Source organism: Bacillus sp. LK2 (assembly GCF_001043575.1).
In the GTDB taxonomy this organism is placed as follows: domain Bacteria; phylum Bacillota; class Bacilli; order Bacillales; family Bacillaceae_G; genus Bacillus_A; species Bacillus_A paramycoides.
Window position 1 is genome coordinate 24,676 of sequence record NZ_LDUK01000033.1, and the last position, 22,488, is coordinate 47,163.

Below are 22,488 nucleotides of genomic sequence, written 5' to 3' on the forward strand. Positions count from 1 at the left end.
ATGTACTTATATAGTTTCAAATAAAATTAATTTCTTTATCTTTGGTATTGCAAAAAGGAATATACTCTCTTAAAATGTTTCTTTATATTGTATGGGATATTATTTATTTTTTTCAGAATAATAATTTCAAACCGATAAAATTGATTATAAAAGGAGCAAGATCGAGTTATTATGGACAAACAAATTGGATTCATCGGATGCGGAAATATGGGGATGGCTATGATCGGCGGGATGATAAACAAAAATATAGTGTCTTCAGATAAAATAATTTGCTCAGATTTAAACGTTACTAATTTAAAAAATGCTAGTGAAAAATATAGCATAATTATAACTACTGACAACAATGAAGTAGCTAAAAATGCTGACATTTTAATTTTGTCAATCAAGCCAGACCTATATTTATCAGTAATTAACGAAATAAAAGAGCAAATAAAAAACGATGTAATAATCGTAACTATCGCTGCTGGAAAAAGCATTTTGAGTACTGAAGATGCTTTTGATAGAAAGTTAAAGATTGTAAGAGTAATGCCTAATACACCAGCTCTTGTTGGCGAAGGAATGTCTGCATTATGTCCTAATGAAATGGTTACAGAAAAAGATTTAAAAGATATACTAAACATTTTTAATAGTTTTGGCCAAACAGAGATAGTAAATGAAAAATTAATGGATGTTGTAACTTCTGTAAGTGGTTCTTCGCCAGCCTATGTATATATGTTTATAGAAGCCATGGCAGATGCTGCTGTACTGGATGGTATGCCAAGAAATCAAGCATATAAATTCGCAGCTCAAGCTGTATTAGGCTCTGCGAAAATGGTACTAGAAACAGGAATACATCCAGGTGCATTGAAAGATATGGTTTGTTCTCCAGGCGGAACAACAATAGAAGCTGTAGCAACATTAGAAGAAAAAGGCTTACGAACAGCCATCATTTCAGCTATGCAGCGTTGTACTCAAAAATCTGTTGAATTATCTAGTCTAACGGAAAACAAGTAAAATTGCACAATTGCGTATACCTTAAAATAGTTGTAGACCATATTCATATTCGGTTTATATAATCCCTCATTATCAGTAGTAAATAGAGCGGACAAATTCATACTTACTCGAGTTTGTCCGTTTCGTTCTTTTTATTATTCTTAAATAATTTTATACTTTCCTAATTACATGCCTTTTGTTTCCTCTATTCTTCACCACTTATTTCCCAAATAAGATTCTGCATAAATACAAAAAAACGATTCTTTTCACACGAAAAAGAATCGTTTTCTAATCTTATACTCTCGATAACATTAGGTAAAGAAATGAGAATACTGAGAGATTATCACCTAAGAGCATTAACTATAACTTCAGCAGCCTCTGCAATTAGTTGATTATCATAGGTAGCCTCTTTCTCATCTTTACTGGATAAAATTGCGATGATAATGGGTGCTCTATTAGGCGGCCAAACGATAGCAATATCATTTCGTGTCCCATAACTTCCAGCTCCAGATTTATCTCCAACTTCCCAGTCAGTTGGTACGCCTGCACGAATAAGTTTGTCTCCTGTAGCATTTCCTTTCATCCACTCTGTAAGAATTTTACGTTTATCAGCTGGAAGCGCATTTCCGACCGTAAAAGCCTTAAGATTTGTAGCAATTGCTTTTGCTGTACTAGTGTCACGAATGTCTCCTGGAATAGCCTCGTTTAACTCTGTCTCAAAGCGATCAGCCATAGTAACCCGATCACCCATCTGTCTAAGCGCTTTTTCATATCCTTTAGGTCCGCCTATTTTATGAAATAAAATGTTTCCTGCAGTATTATCACTGGAACGAACAGCAGCCTCTGCAATTTCCCCTAGTGTCATTCCGGTATCTACATGTTTCTCTGTAACGGGTGAATATTCAACTAAATCGTCTTTCGTATAGTTGATGACTTCATTTAATTTATCAATTGAGTTTTGCTGCAGCAATACCCCTGCCGCTAGAGCCTTGTAGGTTGATGCAAAGGCAAACCTTTCGTTAGGTCGATAAGCAATTGTTCGATTTGTACCAGTATCAATAGCATACACACCTAATCGAGCATCAAATTTTTTCTCGAGTTGAGAGAATTCTTGATACGTCGCATGATTTTTATGTTTCACTTGTCCTGTCTTTTCTTTCGCTTCAACTTGCAATGAACCTCCTGTAATAGTTTCTAGGCTTGTAAGACTTAAACCTAATATACCAACACATATTCCTATTTTTAGTATCCTCTTGTTTTTCAAAATATCATTCCTTTCAAATTCTTAACACCTTTTTTATACGTACACATAATAGACAATCAACGAAACAAGTTTGTTCCATAAACTAAAAAAACTTTTTAGCTAGTATCAGAGTTATTAACAAAATAAGAAATAGCAACTATGATAGCTGCTATTTCTCATTTCAAATCTAACTTTTTCTCTTACTTAGAAAGACTTTTATATAAACAGGGGCTCTCCCCTTAAGAAAAGTGCACAAATATTACTGCTTTTGATTAGGGCTATCTGTACTAGTAGCTTCACCATGTATACGTTGCTTTTTTAAATCAAAGTATACATCTAAAACTTCCTTTCCAATTACAGAATTAATTCCACTTTTATCATTATGAAGCCATGGGACTACTACAGAAAATGCTACTTCTGGATTATCATATGGAGCATATCCAACTAATGTTAAGTTATAACATTCCATACGTTCACCTTTTGCATTTCTACCAATTGGATCATCTCCACCATATACAGTTTGAGCTGTCCCCGTCTTTCCTGCTGGCTTGTATGGAGCATTTTTGAAATACTTCACGCCAGTTCCATCACCTTCTTGAAATACCCATCTAAAGCCCTCTTTTACTCGATCAATATGTTCTTTCTTCATATCAATTCGATTTAATACGACAGGCTCTATAGAGCGTATAACTTTGCCAACCTCTTCTTCTTTTATTGATTGCGCTCGTATTTCTTGTACGATTTGGGGTTGCATTCTATAACCTCCATTTGCAATAGTTGAAATATATTGTGCCAATTGTAACGGCGTATACGTATCATACTGACCGATAGAAAAATCTAGTAAAAATCCAGGTTGACTATCTACTTTTCTCGTTTGTCCAATTATTTCATTCGGTAAATCAATACCTGTTGGGACACCTAAACCGAATTGTTTAAAATAATAGCGCATTTTATCAAATGCTTCTTGTTTAATATCCAATGAACCATTTGGTACGTAATTAACCCCCGCAATTTTTAATGCTGTCTGGAACATATATACATTCGAAGATACTTGTACAGCTCGTAAATCGTTAATATTACCAAATCCGGATACATTCCATGATTTCTTAGCTTGTGTACCTTTAAATTTCATCGGTGCGTCATAAAATTGATCTCCTGGCTGTATTGCCCCTGTCTCGTATCCAGTTAATAAAGTAGCGCCTTTTACAGCTGATCCTAGTTCATACGAAGTTGTCATGTTACCTAGTGCCAGATCCTCAATCTCTACTTTCCCTTCTTTTTCTACAATCTTTTTGCCTGCCATAGATAAAATCTGCCCATTATTTGGATTCATCATGACGACAAAAGCTCGATCTAACAGTGGCTCTGAACTCTTAAAAGCTCTCAAATTTTTCTCTATACTTTCTTCCACTTTCTTTTGTAATTCCATATCAATCGTTAATGTTAAACTATTACCACTTTTTCCTTTAGAGATTATTTCTGTGTTTATAATGTTTCCTGATTTATCAGTAATGTTTTTCACTTCTTCTTTTGTGCCGTGTAATACATCTTCATATCGTTGTTCAATATAACTTTTTCCTACACGATCATTACGGTTATATCCACGTACCAAATAAGAATCTAAGTTTTCTTTCGGTAATCCTTCTTCACTGCTTGTAATATTACCTAACACAGAACGAAATAAATTACCATTTACATAATTACGTTCCCAATCAACCGTTGCATCTACTCCCGGGAACTCCGCAAGCCTCTCACTTATCCGCGCATACTCTTCATCTGTTACATCTTTTTTAATAATTTGTGGTGTCAGTTGATAACCCGAACTCATTTTACTTTTAATAGCTAACACCTTTAAATCTTGTGCTGTTAATTCTGCCAATTCTACTTCTGTAACGCGACTTCGTCTTAAGTCTTCAATCTTTTTATCTAACTCTTTTCCCTCTATTCCCTTTTCTTTAAACTTTTCTATATCTTTTTTAGTAATCTTTGTCTCCGCACGTTTCGTATTCAACTGCATCCAGAAATCTTTTTTATCGATATCGGTTAACTTATTTATATCTTGTTCGGGCATTTCAAGTACTTTCGCTAAGTCTTTTGCTGTTTTTAAAATATCTTCACTCGTAATCCCCTTCACCCTTGTATACGTAATTGTGCGAAGAGATTTATTATTAACGACTGTTTTCCCTTCTCGATCTAGAATTTGTCCACGTGGAACTGGTATACTAGTTGTTTCATTTTGACTGTTTTCCACTTGATTCTTATAAGCCTCTCCCTCAACGATTTGTACTTTTCCTAGCTGCATAATAATAGCTGAGAAGAGTACAAATATGCAAAGGAACATTATATTTAATCGAATAGATATATATGTCTTCTGCTTCTTTTCTTTTTGTTTTTTCATAAATCCTCCATATATTTCTTCCGGAACTCTTCACTAATACTTAGTAAATAAATATACTAAATACGTTCCCTATATATTAGAAACCACTATTCAGTTATAAATAGTGTCTTATCTTTTTTTCTAAATCCTTGTAAGCGTCAATTCCTTTTCGTTTAGCCGCGTAATTGATAAATCTCCTTTCCTGTTTTTCTCTCTATTTTTTTGTCGCTTGCATTAGAAATGCTAAACTGTATAATGACTCATATTAAACTTACACATAGACTTGCTAGTAACTTTTCATACTAATTATTCCTTTCTTCATGCTGTAATACTTAATAGACAATCTAAGTAATAAAGTTGTTCCACATTTACAAAAAAATAATTAACTATAAGATGAAATAGGCTACATAAGGGAGGATTATATGTTACATACAAAAAGATGGAGATTTTTTGCGGTTCTTTCTATTGTAGGTTTGATTTTACTAATTTTATTAAAAATCAACTTCATTTCAATTACTATCGCAACTTCTTCAGCTGAAAGAGGAAAAATTCTTGATCAAAATGGTGTAATACTAGCTACAAATAAGAAAGTTAAGTCTCTATATTGCACTTCTAATGATGAAAAGCTATCGAATCAAGATACATCAAACACATTAGCTTTTTTCAATCAATTTTCAAGCGAGTTTCAACATGATATTTCTGCAGAGGACATAAAATCACAATTACAACAATCTTGTAAAAAGCAGACTATGAATGATATACCGTTATACTCTGACATAAATGAGGATGAACTTACATTCATAAACAAAAACAAACCCAATAATGTAATAATCAAAGATGAATTGATTCGATATTATCCCAAACACGAAATTGGTTCACAGGTAATTGGGTATGTAGAAAATGACCTTAATTCAAAGCATGTGCCTGTTGGTAAAAGTGGGATTGAGCTTCAATATGATAATGATTTAAAGGGGAAACCAGGAAAAACTCTGATTTTTAAAATGAATAATAAAAAGTTCTTATGGAACATTCAAAAAGTACAAAAAGGAAAAGATGTCAGGCTAGCTTTAGACTCTAAGTTGCAGCAAAAAACAGAGGAAGCATTGAGATCTCAAATTAAGAAAATACGTGATGCTAATGCTGGTTATGCTGTAGTGAGCGATGTGAAAACTGGATCAATTTTAACTATGGCCAACTCGGCAGTTTTTGATCCAAATACATTACATACACATGTATCATCTAAAAAAGAAAACATTAAATCACTTTCGCAAAATAAAGCAATTCAAAAATTAAAGTATGATAAATCTTATATAAATATGGCCTCTACTATAAAGCCACTTACTATTTTAATTGGATTAAATGAAAAGCTTTTTCAACCTGAAGATACTTATTTAGATAAAGGTAGTTTTCAGTATGATAATCAAAATAACATTACGAATGCACCTGGAACGCCAACCGGTGAGATTACACCGAGGCAGGCTATCATTAATTCATCTAACACATTTATGACAGCAAAAGTAGCTCTACCCTTATTCAACCAAAATAATGGGAATATAAAAAAGGTGGCAAATATATGGACAAATTATTTAATGCAATTCGGCCTTCGTTCTAAAACTGGGATTGATTTACCCTTTGAAGAAGACGGACAATATCAACTTCATCCATCTAGTAAGTTTGAAAATGGAATCTCCGCTTTATTAAATGCCTCTTGGGGAGGAAATGAAATACACACCCCTCTTCAACTTGCTCAATATGCAGCAACTTTGGCAAGTAAAGGTGATAAATATAAACCTCAAATCGTAAGTTCTATTATTGCTCATGACGGTAATGATTCAAAAAAGTTTAAACCAATCTTAGAAAGTTCAAATCGTTATCCTATGGAATTTTGGAGCGTCGTGCAAGGTGGGATGAGTCACAATATAGAGGAGATTAAAAACTTGCCCTTTGATGTCGCAGGTAAAACGGGTATAACAGGTTCTCCGAATGAGCAAGAAAGAGTGATAAATCATTCTCTTTTCATTGCATATGCTCCTGCCAAGGATCCACAAATCGCCATTTCTGTTGTTATTCCTGGTGGTAATTCAGAAAAGAATAGTGCCGCTCTTGTTACAGCAGAAATTTTAGATTCCTGGAATACTCTTCAAAAAAAGAATAAAAATAAAGAGGAAGGTTCATTAAAGTGAACCTTCCTCTTTTACCATATAGAATCTATATTTGTTATTTTCCATATACCTTCATGATTCTTTTCGAACATAAAAGTATACTTAATATCAGTTAAAACATACTCTTTTTGTACATATCCAGTATTACCGTTAATAGTCGATATTTTTATAAATCCATCTTTCTGCACTTTTTCTGGAATCCAAGCTTTTACCATTTCATTAGATACTTCATATAAAACTTGTGATTCTCGTTTTGGTTCAGCTAAAATTTTCGTTTTGTTTCCAGTAACAGTTGCATATATATAATGCGCTTGCTTTGACTGATCACTTTCTGTTAATCCACTTGGTACTTTGTATACTTGCTTTGTATCATTCACAAATTCTCCTCCCATTGTAAGAGCAACTTGCAACTCATGAAAAATATCTTCATCAAACTTCAATTCATCCCTCTTATAAATCTTCCCTTTAAATAGAACTTCATCATTTAACGCTCTATACAGGTCATTTTCATTTTTTAAATCTGTAGTTCGATATAAATCATTCATAAATTGTTTTAATGAGGGATCTTGAGCAGACTCATCTTTTGTTTTAGGCTTAATTTGAGTACTACTTTGTACAGGTGATTTATTATCATTAAGCCAAGGTTGTTGAACAATACAAAATAACATTGTACAAACCAAAACAACTGCAATAGGTAGGGCTTTTTTACGAAATGGTCTTTTATCTTTTGGAGAGTCTCCTTCACTATTGTGGTATATAGATTGCTTTATTTTATAAATAAATTCTTGTTCATCTTTACGGTGCTCCATTGGACCGTTTTTTAATTTTCTATACCAATTAGGATTTTGTTTATTGTTCATCACTTCTACCCTCCCCTATTAATTTTGAAACCTTACTTCGCGCTCGACTTAATCTAGATTTGACAGTTCCAATTGACACTCCTAATGTTTCAGCCATTTCTTCATAAGATAATTCATATTTCGCGTCCAATATCAGTATTTCACGATGTTTTTTAGGTAATCTTAATACAACCTCCCACACATCATTCATTTCCTCTTGACTAAAAAACTCTTGTTCTGCCGACGGAGAACGCTTATCGTCACTAAAAAACCCTACTAAAGAAATCCTTTTAAAATAAGAGGATTTCAAATAGTTTATTGCAGTATTTCTTGTAATTTTTAATATCCACGTTTTAATTGATGACTCCTTTCGAAATGAATGCCAATTTTTAAAAACCTTTATAAATACATCCTGTGTTATGTCATCTGATAAGTGTGGATCTTTCGTAATAATAAATGAATAATTCCATACATCTTGCCAATAGTCTTTTATAACATAGTCAATCTCATCATGATTACATTTTTCAATAAACTTCTGTTCCATTTCCACACCTCAAACTTATTTGAATAAACATAAACCTGCCCTCACTTTTAATATGGTTTCAATATATAGACAAGATACAAGTTTCATTTGTTTCATTTGTTCCATTGTTTATCTTTTTTTCGATAGAAGAATCCTCCTGAAAAATGTAAAGGTGTGCAATAATTTTCATTAGATAATCACCTATACATTCTCTTACATGACAGGCTCCTACAAAACAAATAAAGCATACAATGTTAAAAATACACTCATAAAAATCTGATTATTATTTTTGAATTTCACGCAACACTCTACTTGTATCACCTATTTTTCTAAGAGCATACTTATTTGTGTGCTCTATTTATTTTTTACTTAATAACTGTTTTGTTAAAGTTTAAAATCACCCTCGCTTGTCCATTTCAATTTATTCTTCTCTTATATTTACTAATAGCAACGTCAAGATTTCAGATATGAAAAATAAAAATGAACAAGTTTTTATCACCAGCTGCATTAGCACCTGTTCCAATCAGACCGCACTTGCAAATAATGAATATGATGAGGTATCAACTTTCTAGAGCCACAACAAAATAAAAAAGCATTCTCGATTAGGAAGAATGCTTTTTTGAAACTTAATTGTTCTTTATATTGCCCCATTTATACCTTTGAGTTAAACAAACATATAATGAATTTAGTAGAAAATTTCACCTTCTAATTAAGTATTATTTCTGAAAAACATGTTTTACTTTTTCGCCTGGAACATTGCTCCCTCCTCTTCCTTTTACATCTTCGATCATCATGGTAACAATCATGTCTGGCGCATCTGCATCAAAAGCTGCAAACCATCCAAGTTCTTTTCCGTCTGCTTCTTTCGACTCTTTCAGTTCTGCTGTACCAGTTTTACCAGCAAGAGTTACACCATCAACCTTAGCAATTCTCCCCGCGCCATCTGGGTCATTAATGACTTTTATTAATGCACTCTTTAATATCTCTTGATTCTTTTTAGAAACCACATTTTTTTTCCAATTCCCCGCTACTTTTGCTTCTTTTAAAAGATGAGGCGACGGAATATTCCCTTCATTCACAATCGGGGCATATGTTAATGCTAAATGAAGTGGTGTCATTAATACTTGTCCTTGTCCATATCCCGTGTCTGCTAGTTGAATATCGTTTTTTATCCCATCTTTTGCAATTATTGAAATAGGAAATTCGTATTCGATTGGTAATTTTTCATGAAACCCGTACTTCTTAAATTCACTTACATACTGATCTTTTCCCATTTTCAAAGCTTGTTGAGCAAAATAAATATTATCAGAGTACTTCATTGCCTTATCAAAATCAATTGGACTAGCATCCTTCACACGTGTTACATAATAATTTCCCCAAGATGAATCTTTTGTCCACTTTAATCCTTGAATTTTAAATTCTTCCTTAGGATTTATTGTGTTTGTTTCCAAACCAATTGCACCTGTAATCGTTTTAAATACGGAACCTGGTACAAATGCTTGTGTGAAGCGATTCATCATTGGCAGTTTCGAGTCGTTATTCCATGCTTCTCGTTGGGCTTTTGATTCTCCTCTAACAATTATATTTGGATTATAAGCGGGGCTACTTACAAGTGCGATTGTTTCACCCGTTTTAGGATTGACCGCTGCACTAGATCCTGCTTCATTTTTCATCTCATTAAAGATTTTTTCTTGAATTGCAGCATCAATTGTTAACGTAACATTTTCCCCTTCTTTTGCTTCTTTTTTTACTACGTTTTTAATCTCTTTCCCATTCTCATCTTCCATAAATACGCGTCCACCCTTTTCACCACGCAATTTATTCTCTAATACTTTCTCTAAACCTGTCTTACCTACTAAATCATCTGCTTGATAACCTTTTTTTTGAAGAGATTTTAACTCCTCTGCATTCACCTTTCCTATATATCCAGTTAAGTGTGCCGCTGCTTCTCCTAATGGATACGTACGAATATTTACTGGGCGAGATGAGACTCCTTCTAATTCAATATAATCATTCTGTCTGGTTCCCTCTTTCAAAATACCAATTGGTACAAAGGAGTCTGGTTTTATCCATTTCGCTGCGAGCTTCTGATCGACCTCTTCTGTAGACATATCAAGTAATTGTGCTACTATTTCTTTTGTTTGCGCTGCCGTTTCGCCTAGTTTCTCTGGAATAATTCCAACCTCAGTCGCTTTACCATTCGTTGCAAGCCCTTTCCCATTTCGATCATATATTTCTCCGCGTTTTCCTTGCTCTGTTTGCATACGTACTTTGTAATCTTTTTTCATACCTGGGAAAATGAAGTCTGGTGTCCAATCTATTTTCCAAGATTCCTTTTCTTTCACGAGTTTTGCTTCATGGATGAATGAAACCGTTCCTCCATCCGTATCCATATTAACTTCAAAAAGAAAAAGTTCTTTATCTTTAGCATTCTCTCCCTTCATTTTAATTTTTAAATTTTTAACTCCAATACCCTCATAGATTTTTTGATATTTCTCTGTGAAATCCTTGTTAGAAATCGTTTTTTTTGCATGTTCTGATAAACGATCATACATATTTGTAAATTTTTTATCATTCCATAAATTGATATATTCTTCAAATGCTTGTTTTGGCGGTTCGTTTTTATTACATCCTACCAACATAATTCCGAAACAAAAGAAAAGCAGCATCCATATTTTTTTCAATTCAATCTTCTCCCTTAGTTATAAATGATTATTCCTTTCTTAATTTATTAAATAAAAAATGTTTTAACGCTTAATAGACAGTGTAAGTAATGAAATTGTTCCACATTTACAAAAAAATTAAATTTATGGTTAAGTTGCATTCGAAGGGGAAGATTTTAAGATTCTTACAAACAAAAGAAGCGAATCTATTTAGCAATCGGTATCATTATTAGTGTTGTTTTAACAATTTTATTTAAAATACCTTTTAGTGCTTGTTCGCAAATCTTATCTTTTTTCTTTGTAGATTTTTGATACAAAAAAGGAATCCTTATAATAAGGATTTTGCAACAGAAAATAACAAAAATATAAACAATAAAAAGAATTACTTACAGTATAATTTATAGGCGCTCTATATCCTTTTTTTTTCACATCAAAAAACCCTGCGCTGTATGCGACAGGGGTTTTTGACGGTATCATCATATTTCATTCTACAACTTATTTAGAAGAGTCATGTACAGGCAAACTATTAAAAATCAATTCAGCAACTTTTAAATATCCCTTTGAGTTCGGATGAACTAAATCTGTAGACCAAAGCGTATTGTCATTAACTAAATGATGATTCCAAAAGTCAACATGATGAAGCTTATACTCTCTACTCAGTGAAAGTATAACTTCATTTGCCTCTAATAATTGTTCCCTTAATACTTGTTTTTTTTCAGAAGAAAGAGGAAGCCTAACTGTAAAATCTGGAAGGTTTGCTATAATAATATCAGCACCTGTTTTACTTAATGTATCTATCATAAATTCCATATCGTTCTTATATGCATGATGATTCCAACTTCCCTTTAAAACATCGTTTGCACCTGCAATTAGACTAACCAAATCTGGATTAAAAGTTAATGCCTTTCCCAATTGTTGCGAGCGAATTTCTTTAGTTACTAACCCACGTTTTGCAAAATTAGCATACTTTAAATCGTTTTCACACAGTTGAACAAAATGATCTGCCCAGCTTTTTAATGCTATTCCCTCAACTTCATCCCCTATCCCCTCTGTAAAACTATCACCAATCGCTACAAATCGCTTCCACATATCTATTCCCCCTTTTTTATTATTCATATCTACACTATACAATAGCCCACAGCGTAATATAAGAAAATTCACGTTATTTTCTCGCGGAAATAGGTTGAGACCAACTATCATTATCATTTAATCGTACTTGAAAAACATATATAGGTTGAGAAAAGCCTTTTGTATCAGCGTAGTAACCTATATTATAATCTGTAATGACTAATGTATCACCTGCTTTGAAAGACATTATAGGATCAAAGTCTCCTTGTTTTAGTTTTTGAAATGCTTCTTTGGGAGACAGAATTTCGACATCTCGAATATGTAATTTTTTTGTAACTAGCTCATTGTCATCAGGCATTTTTGTAATTTGCTCTTTGCAACAGCATTCTAATCACTTATATAAAAAATTAGGAATCTACCTTTTTTAAGCAGATCCCTTTCATAATTCGAACTATTTCAAAATTACTTGCTATTCAATCGAAAACCTAAATTCAATGCTTTAAATTGTTCCATTTGCTCTTCTTTTGTTAGCTCATTCACATCTAACCACATATCCAAACTACCAACCTTCATACAATACGTCCAAGAAAGCAACCATATATGCGAAAACAGCATTAAATAATTATCTTGTGTAATTTCCCCCTTTTTATAAAAATCGAACAACCTATGTTTGTAATAAAGAAAGTCCTCTATCATTTAGGGGACTTTCTTCGCACTATAATCTATTTTAAAGTTCTTACTAATCTTTTATTTTAAAAGATATTGCTGTAACTTCTTTATTAACAGTTCTGTTCCCTCTGGACTTACAACAATCTTTCCATTCGCTAACGATATATTCCTGTCTGAAATATCACCTGTGATTGCACAAGCTTGTGAAGATTGATATTTCCGCAAAATAATCTGATCCTCTTCCACAAACATTTCTAGAGCATCTTTTTCTACAATTCCTAAACTCCGTCTTATTTCCATTGGAATAACAATACGCCCCATGCTATCGGCTTTACGAGTAATCCCTCTTGATTTCATAAAATGCCACCCTTTATTTTTATCTACTATTACAGCAATTAGTTTAACAGTAAACCTCAATAAGGAATAGTTCGTATTACAGCAATTTTTTCAAAAAATAAATTACAATAAAGGATAGTTCATATCAAAGTTGTCTCTTTTTTATTCTTGTTTTTCAATATATTTATCTCTAATCATTTTTATATAATGTTCTTTTTCTGTTAGTTCAAATATAAATAATGCTTTTTTCATGTTATTAGCAACATCTTCTTCATTAGGTTGTTTAAGCCGCAATAAATTCCAAGCTTTTCCATAGTATAATTCACCTAATAGGTAGAAAGTATTTAGATTAATAGCTAATTTGATACCAATATCACTGTATTTTATTGCTTCTTCATGTTGATTTGTCTGGCCTAAAGTTTTTGCTAAATTAAAAATGATTTTTAATTTAATTTCTTTATCTCTAGGAAAATCTAACTTATTAAAATTAGTTAAACATTTTCTTAGTATATTAATACTTTTTTCGTATTCTTTGTTTTCCCCATGAAATATAGACATTGTCTGCATAATATCTATTTCTCTTTCTGATAAAAAATCAGCATTGGTTACAGTTAGTTGTAATGCATTATTTAAAAGATTTAAAGCAGTTTTTGTTGATCTATTCACCCTAAATATAGCAATTGCTTCATGCCATATTAGAAATTGTTTATCTTCTTTTGACTGGAAATTATTTTCGTTTTTCTCTTTTTTCACTATTTCATACAATTCTTTATATTGTTTTTGCTTTATGCAATCTCTTATTACACATTTTACATTTTCTATATATTTTAATTTTTTGTTTTGAGTTAGCGCAAATATATAATTCGGATCAATACCAAGTCTTTCAGATAATTGATACAACAATATGCTAGATGGATAAATACTACCTTTTTCTATCTTACTAATTTGACTTTGTGAACATATTCCATGACATAATTCAGATTGTGATATATTTTTTTTCTTTCTAAGTTCTTTAATAATACTACCGAGATTGTAGAATTCCATTTTTCCCCCTCAAATGTAACAATTTATGAGTATAAGAATATTTTCTAACTTTTAATGTAATGTAAAATTAGTATAGTTGCAATTACTAATTATATTGATTTATAGTTTCTTTTACAAACTTGTATCGCAATGAGAGAAATTATTACACTTAAAAGGAATAAAGGGTATTGAATATGATTTTTAGCTTTATTTCAAATAATAGTTTCTTTTGATTTTTATTTTAATCATTTCGGAGGAGCTTATTTTATGAACAAAATGTTAACCGAAAGAGAGTTAGAAGTGGCTATTTATGTAGCACAAGGATTAACGGATGCAGAAATTTCCAGTAAAATATATGTTAGCCCTAGAAGAATTTCAACGATTATTAATCATATTAAAGAGAAATGGCATATTAATTCTAGAGTGGAATTAGGTATTTTAGTTTATCATTATGGGTTTATAGATGCACCTTTATTTTCAAATAAAGGTGCATCTATAAATGGCGAAATATAATGAGTTTAAGCTATAAATAAAAATGGAAGAGCCGATAAACTTTTATTATTTGGGTAACTCCACCACTTTTAATATTTCAGGCATTAATATAAAAAGGTTAGAGAATTAGCTTCTCTAACCTTTTTATTTGCACTATAATGTTTCCAAAAATAAAGATGAGACGCACTAATACTACCATCACTTTTATTTTCTGCGAGCAATCTAATGACCTTTTCTCCTTTTCCATAGTTTCGAATTAGGTCGAGATCTCTAATGATCGCGTACTCTTTGGAATTCAGACCATTCTTTACCTGCTGGATTATCAAATCCCCAATGAACACGATTAACATGTGGAGGTGTAGACAGACACACAGAATCCGCATGACTACAAAGAGTAACCACTAGTTTGGATCAATAATATCTGATATTTGATTTTATAAGGAGCAAAAAACCTCTAAATGTTTATTTTATAATTACATAAACAATCCCAACATCTCCAAAATTTGATATAATGATACAGTTATTAATAGCAATTAGGGAGATATATAGCATGAACGATACAAATATGCCAAAAGGAAAAGAAATGGTTAAGCGGACTCCATTCGCTTCGGTACCGAAGAAATTCATCGGTATTGGTAAGATTGTTAAAAAACAAACAAAAGTGGAGCGCCCTACATTAACCCAAGACGAACAAGAAATTATTGAAAACAAGTTATTATGTTCATTTCTTTCTGAAGAGAAGATATTGATTACTTATTATAGAGATGGTCATTTGCTTACTAGATATATGACTGTAACTGACATAAATCCGATAAAGAATTTAATAACTTGCACTGATGCATCTTATAACAGAATTTTTCTTAAATTTATAGATATAATTAATTTGAGATAAAAAACATACTATTTTTTCAAATATAGCCGGTAATAAAAATGAAAAAATTTTGTATTCTAGGTTAAATACAGATAGAGAAAGATTGAAAATTTCTTTGGTATTATTCAATCTAATTATTGTTTATTTAACAGCGTTTGAGAGTATAGAACACTTTAAACAAGAGTTTGAAAAATGTATCCATTATTATCACAATCGGGTTAAGTCAAAATTAAAAGGCATGAGTCGGTTGAATACCGAACTCATGCCCTAAAGGATGGCGAATGAAATACGCAGTCTAACGTTATGGAATTAGTTCATTTTTTATAGTCTGCTTTTCATTTCATCGTTTATTACTTAGCTAATTCTTTCGTCCCCTTCATTACATCAATGAAGAATCCCCAGTTATTCACAACAGAAGAAATACTAATATGTTCATCCGGAGTGTGGACGTTGAAAATATCTGGACCAAATGAAATCGCATCTAATTCAGGCATCTTTTGAACGAATACACTACATTCAATTCCTGCATGTACAGCAAAGATTTCAGCGTCTTTGTTGTATTTCTCTTGATGCACCTTTTCAAATAAATTGCGAATCTGTGAGTTTGGATTGTATGGCCACTCTGGATACTCTGACTCTTTTTCAAATGTCGCCCCCACTAATTCGGCAATATATTTAATTTCATCTGCAATATGTTGTTTTAAACTACTTACAGAACTTCTTACTTCGTTTCGTAATTTAATTTCATCTTGCAATGTTTCAATAACTCCTAAATTTGTTGAACTTTCTACAAGACCTTTAATATCCATGCTCATACTTTGAATGCCATTTGGAATTAAGAATAATGATGAAATAAGCTGTTTTTGTGTTTCTTTAGCAAATACTTTTTCTATTTTCTCATCCAATTTTGTAAGTGTAACATGAACATCTGGATCAACAGCGCGCATTTCTTCTTGTAATACTCGTGTCCATGATTTTAACTTTTCTTCTACTTGCTGCACATCATCTTGACGTAATAAAATTGTAGCTACACTTTCACGCGGAATTGCATTTGTTTTTAATCCGCCGTGTACGTCACTTATATCAAATTGAATATTAGTTGATAAATCACGTAAAACTCGTCCTAGTACTTTGTTCGCATTTCCGCGCTGTTTATCAATTTCCATACCAGAATGTCCGCCCTTAAGTCCTCCGACATATAGACGATATGCGTCCATATCCACTGGTGTCTCATCCCAAATTACCGAAATTGTTTCAACCGCTTTCGCACCACCTGCGCTACTTACAAGTAATTTATGGTCTTCTTCAGAATCGATATTAATAAAAATCTTTCCGTCAAAATGATTTGGATCAACAGCGAAAGCTCCACCCATTGTCGTTTCTTCTTCCGTTGTAATAACAACTTCTAAAGCTGGATGCGGAATATCTTTTGAATCTAATAAAGCTAATGCATATGCAACAGCGATACCGTTATCAGCACCTAAAGTTGTTTCGTTTGCATATAACATATCTCCAATAATTCTTAATTCAATCGGATCTTTTTCAAAATCATGAACTGTTGCTTGGTTTTTTTCGCATACCATATCAGAATGCCCCTGAATGATAATAGCTGGAACATTTTCATAGCCAGCAGTTGCTTCTTTTTTAATAATGACATTTAATGCTTCATCTTGAATCACTTCTAAGTTACGCTCTTTCGCAAAACTCACTAAATAATCACTAATTTCCTTTTCATTACCTGACCCTCTAGGAATCTTTGAAATTTCTGCAAAATGATAAAATACAGGGTGCTTTGTTAATTGTTCTAAAGTAGAATACATTTTTCAAGCTCCTCTCAAAATAAAAAAATATTATGTAAGTCCTTTATTATTATACCATGATTCATTATTTTACCTTTCTTTAAACGTTTTAAAATTTGTTATGAACGGTTCAATTTAATCCTTCTTCATTCTATACCTTATACTCTTACAACATTGTAAGGGTGTTGTAATCAAAATCAATTTTTCTAATAAGAAAATAGTCGTATACTTTTCAAAGAAACAAATTGAAGGAGATAAAGAAAATGAAAAAGTTTTCAGCTATTCTTACACTATGTTTATTATTTACTAGTTTTACTATCGGCTGTGAGAGAGCATCACTGAATAGAATTGGTAAAGATGTATATTACATACAGATAAAAGGCGAAGGCGCTATCGAAAAAGTAGAAGGTAGAAGCTTACGGAACTACACGTTGCCCGCATATGATGAAGACGGAGTGAAAAAACAAATTACATTTAGAAGTACAAAAAAAGAAAACGACCATAAATTAAATGAAAACGCGTTTTTACGCCTTTATGTAGATCAAGAGGATACAGATAAGAATGAAATATCATCTATTGAAGTGAAATCCTATGAGGAAATTCAGGAAGCAGATTTACCTAAAAAAGTAAAAGGAAAGTTTAATGTTAAATAAAATGAGACTTTAATCAGTGTGCTTTCTGTTCATCCCACACTGATTATTAGGCCACAAATAGCAGGATAAAAAATAAAAGAAAATGCCTATGCATTTTCTTTTATTTTTTTCACATGTATAAATTTCGAACTATTACTATTCATAAGCTTTTCTAAACGATTTATATTTTCCGTTAATGCACCTTTCACAAGAGAGAAATCTGTATTTGCTTCTTCTTTTTTTTCTTTAAAAAACGAAGATTTTTGTACATTTAATTCTGCCATCTCTTCTCCCCCTTTATAAAAAGATACAACCTTGTATTTATATTATATAGCAAATGCAGACAGAGTGTACACTTATGATTTTCTTTTTAATTCTTCTTCTAACTCTTCTACTTGTTGTAAAGTATCTCCTTTTATTAAAGAAAAATCTGTTGTATCTTCATTTTCTTCTTTAAAAAAATCATTGTCATAATCTTTTATCACTACAATCACCTCTACGTGCTAGTGTAGGAATGATTGTCCAATTTTATTCAACTTTGTCGGATTTTGTTCTGAATTTATGTATAGAAGAAAAGGACAGAAAACGATTCTGTCCTTATTTACTAAAATAACTATGATGTATTGTTAAATTATATACATTTTCAAAATCTCGATCTTGTAGATTATTCTTCTTCCCATCAATAACAATGAAAACATCACTAACTATTTTTGCTGGTATAATCCCAACGTTCTCTACTTGAACTGCTTTTTGTTCATTCAATTGCTCTATATATTCTAAAGGTATTGTAATACTAAATTGAGAGCGAATACCACGGAAATTCGTATTTAATTCATTTGCTGCTTCAAATACAACAATTTTCGCTCCAACTTTTTCCCCATATGAATCTAAAAATTCGTTTAGACTTTTTGTATATGCCTCTTCCGTATGCCATTCCATTGTACCGAATACTGCTGGATTTACATTTTGAATAATTGTCGTGTATATTTCTCCTCTCGCTTTTGAAGCAATTAATGACCGTTTAATTGATTGGACCGTCTTTCCGATATCGCTAAATTTCGCACCCCATATTTCTGAAATGTTAGGTGTCAAAATGAATGCAATATCAACGAAAATTACCATCGCGGTGAACATTAATAAGTTTTTCCAGAGGGTTAAATCGATTCCTTTTATCATGAAATAAACTGTGACTGATGTTATGAATAATCCATACCAAGTTTTTCGAATTCGTTGTTTCTTCTCCTCATACAATTCTTCATTTTTCCAATAAAAGAAAATAAGAACGACAAAGACGATTGCTAGAATAAATAAGCCGATTCGAATGTTAGAGATCGTCAATCACATCACCCTCCATTCAAAAACTACTCACGATATCATTACATGCGCAAGCAGCTCTCTTTATGACAAAAGACGTGGACAACCTTCTAAAATTAGCTACATCGCATATACATTAGAAAGAGGCCACGTCTTTTATCATGAATCTACATTGTATATGTAGACAAGCATGCGTTTCAAATTTTCATGTTAAAAAGAAATATGTTTCGGAATTTCCCCTTCAGGTACTTCTCCGTCCATACTTAAGTAATAATGACGAATCGGACGTAAATTTTCGTTTAGTTCATAAACGAGCGGAATGCTAGTCGGAATGTTTAATGATACTACTCCATTACTTGAAAGATTATCTAAGTATTTTACTAGCGAACGAATTGTATTACCGTGTGATGAAATAATTACTTTTTCACCATTTTTTAATGACGGTGCAATTTCTGAATGCCAATAATCAAGTACTCTTTTTTCCGTATCCTCTAAACATTCAGTTAATGGAAATTCACCTTTTTTGAGTGTTTTATATCTTGGGTCAGCCGCCTCATATCGAGGATCATCTTCAGTAAGAGCAGGTGGTCTCACATCAACACTTCTTCTCCATATATGAACTTGTTCTTCTCCATATTTCTTTGCAGTTTCTTCTTTATTCAATCCTTGTAGTGCTCCATAATGTCTTTCGTTTAATTTCCATGATTTATGTATAGGCACCCAAGTAAGATCCATTTCATGTAGAACAATCCATAAAGTCCGGATTGCTCGTTTTAACACAGATGTATAAGCAACATCGAAAGTATATCCGTTTTCCTTTAATATTGCCCCTGCTTCTCTTGCTTCACTTAACCCATTCTCTGATAAATCTACATCTGTCCATCCTGTAAAGCGATTTTCAAGATTCCATAAACTTTGTCCGTGACGAATAAGTACAAGTTTTATCATTATAATTCCCCTCTCGGAAATATGAATTTTTAATGTTCTAATACGTACACATATAAAGTTTTTGGCAATGTAATTTTTTTATCCATACATACTATGATTTATCCATATTTGCCAAATGCATGGATAAAATTTGTTCTTTTTCACACTATAAAAACAGATATTTTTTCTCGTTATTTTTGATCGACTGGTATTTCCCTTTTCGACATCCATGCATCAAAACCTGAACGACTATTCGCCATTTCATTCATAACTTGATGCCAATTGTCTTCACAAGCTCCGCCGAACTTTGAAAAAATAGCTCCCATTTGCTGTCTTTGAACATCGCTCAGCTTTCTCTCTAAATCTGCACCCTTTTCTGTTAAAGATAGCTGTTTCACACGACGATCATGTGTAGCTTCATTACTCTCAATCAGTCCCTTTTCTAACAGTTGGCGTAATGGTCCGTGAAGAGCTTGTTTACTTATTTCTAACAGCGATAGCAGCTCATTTACACTAATCCCTGGAAAACGAGCAATAAAAAACAGTATTCTATGATGTACACGCTGTATACCGTATTCTTTTATAATTTCATCTGGTTTTTCTGTGAAAGTTTTATATGCAAAGTAAAATAATGCTAATGCTTCATTCATCTGTTCTTCTTTATGTTGTGTCATCTACTTTCCCCCTACATGTAAATTATACCACAATTCAGTAATGAATATTTTAATCAAGGCACTTAACCTTTTTGAGTGTGTTTAATAGTTAATTACAATAACCTAAAACAACTAGGAGATGATTCACATGAAAATGCAATACACTGTAAGTACATATTTATTAGATCGACTACATGAATTAGGAATTGAGCATATATTTGGTGTTCCTGGTGATTATAATCTTGCCTTTTTAGATGATGTGATTGCACATAAAAATGTAGAATGGATTGGAAATTGCAATGAATTAAATGCTGCATATGCAGCAGATGGATATTCCCGTATAAAAGGTATAGCTGCTCTTATTACCACTTTTGGTGTTGGAGAATTAAGCGCAATTAACGGCATTGCTGGTTCATATGCAGAAAACGTTCCTGTTATAAAAATAACTGGTACGCCAACAACAAAGGTAATGGAAAATGGAGAACTCGTTCATCATACTTTAGGTGATGGAAAGTTCGATCACTTTTCAAATATGTATCGTGAGATCACTGTAGCACAAACAAATTTAACCCCTGAACATGCCGCTGAGGAAATTGACCGTGTACTTCGTGCATGTTGGAATGAAAAACGTCCAGTTCATATTAATTTACCGATTGATGTATATAATAAGCCAATTAATAAACCTACGGAACCAATTTTAAACAAACCCATTTTAAGTAATAAAAAAGCATCGGATAAAATGCTTCTACATGCCACTTCAATAATAAATAGTGCAAAAAAACCTGTTATTTTAGCAGATTTTGAAGTGACCCGATTTCATGCTGAAGAAGATTTACAGCATTTCGTAGAAAAAACGGGGTTTCCTATCGCAACGTTAAGTATGGGAAAAGGTATATTCCCTGAAAAACACCCTCAATTTATAGGGATTTATAGTGGTGATGTTAGCTCAGCCTACTTACGAAACAGAATTGATGAATCTGACTGTATCATTAGTATCGGTGTGAAATTAACTGATACTATTACCGGTGGTTTTACACAAGGTTTTACGAAAGAGCAAGTTATTGAAATCCATCCCTATACTGTGAAAATTATAGATAAAAAATACGGGCCTGTTCTTATGCAAGATGTTTTACAACATTTAAGCGATTCAATCGAGCATCGTAATGAAGAAAATCTTGAAATTAAGCCATTTATCTCAGAATCGTCATCTATAACTGAAGATTTCAATCCAAAAGTACAAATGGTTACACAAAAACGTTTTTGGCAACAAATGTATCATTTTTTAAAAGAAAACGATGTCTTAATTGCAGAACAAGGAACACCTTTCTTTGGTAGCGCCTCTATCCCTTTACCAAACAACACTACATACGTAGGGCAACCATTATGGGGATCCATCGGTTATACATTACCTGCTCTACTTGGAACACAGCTCGCTGATTTATCACGACGGAACATTTTAATTATTGGTGATGGCTCTTTTCAGTTAACTGTTCAAGAGCTATCTACTATACTACATCACAATTTAAAACCAATTATATTTTTAATCAATAATAATGGATATACTGTTGAACGTGCGATTCACGGCCCAAATCAACCGTATAATGATATACAAATGTGGGATTATGATAAATTTCCAAACGTATTCGGATCAGAAGAAAAAAGTCTCACATTTAAAGTAAAAAATGAAACAGAGTTGGTAGAAGTCTTATCTAAAATAACTTTTAATATGGATCGACTTATCTTTATTGAAGTTGTAATGAGCCAAGGGGATCAACCTGAGCTGTTAGCTAAACTTGGAAAAAGATTCGGCAAGCAAAATTCTTAATATAAAAAAGCGTGGCCTATTTATATTACGGCTTCAGTTAAGAGGGATAAAACTTGTTTTGACACTCAAAATACACACGAAAAAGGATGGCAGGTGCCAT

At 32.4% G+C, this 22,488-nt stretch carries 20 protein-coding genes and 3 pseudogenes; 7 read left to right on the forward strand and 16 right to left on the reverse strand.

Annotation, left to right across the window (positions count from 1 at the left end; all coding sequences use genetic code 11):
* Window positions 1-171: 171 nt before the first annotated feature.
* A complete protein-coding gene (gene proC, locus VK90_RS19300) occupies window positions 172-993 on the forward strand; it encodes a pyrroline-5-carboxylate reductase (protein ID WP_048374490.1) in 822 nt (273 codons plus the stop codon).
* Window positions 994-1,315: 322 nt separating this feature from the next.
* Here proC and bla read toward each other — a convergent pair whose 3' ends face one another.
* Complete coding sequence (gene bla, locus VK90_RS19305) at window positions 1,316-2,236, reverse strand: class A beta-lactamase Bla1 (protein WP_048374491.1); 921 nt, start codon at window positions 2,234-2,236, stop codon at window positions 1,316-1,318.
* 238 nt (window positions 2,237-2,474) lie between these two features.
* Window positions 2,475-4,613 (reverse strand): peptidoglycan D,D-transpeptidase FtsI family protein, encoded by a 2,139-nt coding sequence (locus VK90_RS19310; protein ID WP_048374493.1) that lies wholly within the window; start codon window positions 4,611-4,613, stop codon window positions 2,475-2,477.
* Between the two features lie 401 nt (window positions 4,614-5,014).
* On the opposite strand from VK90_RS19310, the gene VK90_RS19315 reads away from it, so the two are divergent.
* Window positions 5,015-6,775 (forward strand): peptidoglycan D,D-transpeptidase FtsI family protein, encoded by a 1,761-nt coding sequence (locus tag VK90_RS19315; protein WP_048374494.1) that lies wholly within the window; start codon window positions 5,015-5,017, stop codon window positions 6,773-6,775.
* Between the two features lie 11 nt (window positions 6,776-6,786).
* On the opposite strand, the gene VK90_RS19320 is transcribed toward VK90_RS19315, so the two are convergent.
* The 7 genes and pseudogenes from VK90_RS19320 to VK90_RS19355 form a co-directional block, all read right to left on the reverse strand.
* The gene (locus VK90_RS19320; protein WP_048374497.1) at window positions 6,787-7,614 is read right to left on the reverse strand and encodes an SH3 domain-containing protein; all 828 of its coding nucleotides are present in this window, start codon (window positions 7,612-7,614) and stop codon (window positions 6,787-6,789) included.
* A complete protein-coding gene (locus VK90_RS19325; RefSeq protein WP_002172014.1) occupies window positions 7,604-8,137 on the reverse strand; it encodes an RNA polymerase sigma factor in 534 nt (177 codons plus the stop codon). The genes VK90_RS19320 and VK90_RS19325 overlap by 11 nt, the downstream gene beginning before the upstream one ends.
* A gap of 695 nt (window positions 8,138-8,832) precedes the next feature.
* A complete protein-coding gene (locus tag VK90_RS19330; RefSeq protein ID WP_048374498.1) occupies window positions 8,833-10,800 on the reverse strand; it encodes a penicillin-binding transpeptidase domain-containing protein in 1,968 nt (655 codons plus the stop codon).
* 474 nt (window positions 10,801-11,274) lie between these two features.
* Entirely contained in the window at window positions 11,275-11,868 is a 594-nt protein-coding gene (locus VK90_RS19335) for an SGNH/GDSL hydrolase family protein (protein ID WP_048374500.1), read from the reverse strand.
* 73 nt (window positions 11,869-11,941) lie between these two features.
* Window positions 11,942-12,223, reverse strand: a pseudogene (locus VK90_RS19340) (VanZ family protein); the annotation flags it as partial.
* Window positions 12,224-12,594: 371 nt separating this feature from the next.
* Complete coding sequence (locus VK90_RS19350) at window positions 12,595-12,873, reverse strand: AbrB/MazE/SpoVT family DNA-binding domain-containing protein (RefSeq protein ID WP_002171992.1); 279 nt, start codon at window positions 12,871-12,873, stop codon at window positions 12,595-12,597.
* A gap of 141 nt (window positions 12,874-13,014) precedes the next feature.
* Window positions 13,015-13,896 (reverse strand): helix-turn-helix domain-containing protein, encoded by an 882-nt coding sequence (locus tag VK90_RS19355; RefSeq protein ID WP_048374506.1) that lies wholly within the window; start codon window positions 13,894-13,896, stop codon window positions 13,015-13,017.
* 246 nt (window positions 13,897-14,142) lie between these two features.
* Here VK90_RS19355 and VK90_RS19360 point away from each other — a divergent pair, with 246 nt between their 5' ends.
* Complete coding sequence (locus VK90_RS19360; protein ID WP_048374508.1) at window positions 14,143-14,388, forward strand: response regulator transcription factor; 246 nt, start codon at window positions 14,143-14,145, stop codon at window positions 14,386-14,388.
* A gap of 249 nt (window positions 14,389-14,637) precedes the next feature.
* On the opposite strand, the pseudogene VK90_RS29005 reads toward VK90_RS19360, so the two are convergent.
* Window positions 14,638-14,772: pseudogene (locus VK90_RS29005) on the reverse strand (arsenate reductase); the annotation flags it as partial.
* Window positions 14,773-14,917: 145 nt separating this feature from the next.
* Here VK90_RS29005 and VK90_RS19370 point away from each other — a divergent pair.
* Together VK90_RS19370 and VK90_RS30805 are read left to right on the forward strand one after the other, a co-directional pair.
* A complete protein-coding gene (locus tag VK90_RS19370) occupies window positions 14,918-15,259 on the forward strand; it encodes a YolD-like family protein (RefSeq protein WP_002171988.1) in 342 nt (113 codons plus the stop codon).
* A gap of 81 nt (window positions 15,260-15,340) precedes the next feature.
* A pseudogene (locus VK90_RS30805) lies at window positions 15,341-15,523 on the forward strand (IS3 family transposase); the annotation flags it as partial.
* A 65-nt stretch (window positions 15,524-15,588) separates the two neighbouring features.
* Here the strand turns inward: VK90_RS30805 and pepD are convergent.
* A complete protein-coding gene (gene pepD / locus VK90_RS19375; RefSeq protein WP_048374510.1) occupies window positions 15,589-17,058 on the reverse strand; it encodes a beta-Ala-His dipeptidase in 1,470 nt (489 codons plus the stop codon).
* 242 nt (window positions 17,059-17,300) lie between these two features.
* Between pepD and VK90_RS19380 the strand changes: the two genes are divergently transcribed.
* A complete protein-coding gene (locus VK90_RS19380) occupies window positions 17,301-17,690 on the forward strand; it encodes a YxeA family protein (protein ID WP_048374511.1) in 390 nt (129 codons plus the stop codon).
* Between the two features lie 86 nt (window positions 17,691-17,776).
* Here VK90_RS19380 and spoIISB read toward each other — a convergent pair whose 3' ends face one another.
* The 5 genes from spoIISB to VK90_RS19405 form a co-directional block, all read right to left on the reverse strand.
* Window positions 17,777-17,953 carry a stage II sporulation protein SB gene (gene spoIISB / locus VK90_RS30300; protein WP_002171985.1) on the reverse strand — a complete coding sequence of 59 codons (177 nt, stop codon included), beginning with the start codon at window positions 17,951-17,953 and terminating at the stop codon, window positions 17,777-17,779.
* 72 nt (window positions 17,954-18,025) lie between these two features.
* Complete coding sequence (locus tag VK90_RS19390; RefSeq protein ID WP_002171984.1) at window positions 18,026-18,154, reverse strand: hypothetical protein; 129 nt, start codon at window positions 18,152-18,154, stop codon at window positions 18,026-18,028.
* Between the two features lie 112 nt (window positions 18,155-18,266).
* Window positions 18,267-19,007: a type II toxin-antitoxin system SpoIISA family toxin gene (locus tag VK90_RS19395; RefSeq protein WP_048374512.1), complete on the reverse strand. Its 741-nt coding sequence runs from the start codon at window positions 19,005-19,007 to the stop codon at window positions 18,267-18,269.
* A gap of 186 nt (window positions 19,008-19,193) precedes the next feature.
* On the reverse strand, window positions 19,194-19,931 hold the full coding sequence (gpmA, locus tag VK90_RS19400) for a 2,3-diphosphoglycerate-dependent phosphoglycerate mutase (RefSeq protein ID WP_048374514.1): 738 nt from the start codon (window positions 19,929-19,931) through the stop codon (window positions 19,194-19,196).
* A 170-nt stretch (window positions 19,932-20,101) separates the two neighbouring features.
* Entirely contained in the window at window positions 20,102-20,584 is a 483-nt protein-coding gene (locus tag VK90_RS19405) for a MarR family winged helix-turn-helix transcriptional regulator (RefSeq protein WP_048374516.1), read from the reverse strand.
* Between the two features lie 127 nt (window positions 20,585-20,711).
* Between VK90_RS19405 and VK90_RS19410 the strand changes: the two genes are divergently transcribed.
* A complete protein-coding gene (locus VK90_RS19410; protein ID WP_048374518.1) occupies window positions 20,712-22,388 on the forward strand; it encodes an alpha-keto acid decarboxylase family protein in 1,677 nt (558 codons plus the stop codon).
* Window positions 22,389-22,488: the final 100 nt, after the last annotated feature.

Coding starts and splice junctions, on each gene's coding strand:
- VK90_RS19355 (WP_048374506.1), bottom strand. CDS start 13,896: ATGGAATTCTACAATCTCGGTAGTATTATTAAAGAACTTAGAAAGAAA.
- VK90_RS19380 (WP_048374511.1), top strand. CDS start 17,301: ATGAAAAAGTTTTCAGCTATTCTTACACTATGTTTATTATTTACTAGT.
- VK90_RS19410 (WP_048374518.1), top strand. CDS start 20,712: ATGAAAATGCAATACACTGTAAGTACATATTTATTAGATCGACTACAT.
- VK90_RS19325 (WP_002172014.1), bottom strand. CDS start 8,137: ATGGAACAGAAGTTTATTGAAAAATGTAATCATGATGAGATTGACTAT.
- VK90_RS19370 (WP_002171988.1), top strand. CDS start 14,918: ATGAACGATACAAATATGCCAAAAGGAAAAGAAATGGTTAAGCGGACT.
- VK90_RS19315 (WP_048374494.1), top strand. CDS start 5,015: ATGTTACATACAAAAAGATGGAGATTTTTTGCGGTTCTTTCTATTGTA.
- proC (WP_048374490.1), top strand. CDS start 172: ATGGACAAACAAATTGGATTCATCGGATGCGGAAATATGGGGATGGCT.
- VK90_RS19310 (WP_048374493.1), bottom strand. CDS start 4,613: ATGAAAAAACAAAAAGAAAAGAAGCAGAAGACATATATATCTATTCGA.
- VK90_RS19405 (WP_048374516.1), bottom strand. CDS start 20,584: ATGACACAACATAAAGAAGAACAGATGAATGAAGCATTAGCATTATTT.
- VK90_RS19360 (WP_048374508.1), top strand. CDS start 14,143: ATGAACAAAATGTTAACCGAAAGAGAGTTAGAAGTGGCTATTTATGTA.
- pepD (WP_048374510.1), bottom strand. CDS start 17,058: ATGTATTCTACTTTAGAACAATTAACAAAGCACCCTGTATTTTATCAT.
- spoIISB (WP_002171985.1), bottom strand. CDS start 17,953: ATGGCAGAATTAAATGTACAAAAATCTTCGTTTTTTAAAGAAAAAAAA.
- VK90_RS19350 (WP_002171992.1), bottom strand. CDS start 12,873: ATGAAATCAAGAGGGATTACTCGTAAAGCCGATAGCATGGGGCGTATT.
- VK90_RS19320 (WP_048374497.1), bottom strand. CDS start 7,614: ATGAACAATAAACAAAATCCTAATTGGTATAGAAAATTAAAAAACGGT.
- VK90_RS19335 (WP_048374500.1), bottom strand. CDS start 11,868: ATGTGGAAGCGATTTGTAGCGATTGGTGATAGTTTTACAGAGGGGATA.
- gpmA (WP_048374514.1), bottom strand. CDS start 19,931: ATGATAAAACTTGTACTTATTCGTCACGGACAAAGTTTATGGAATCTT.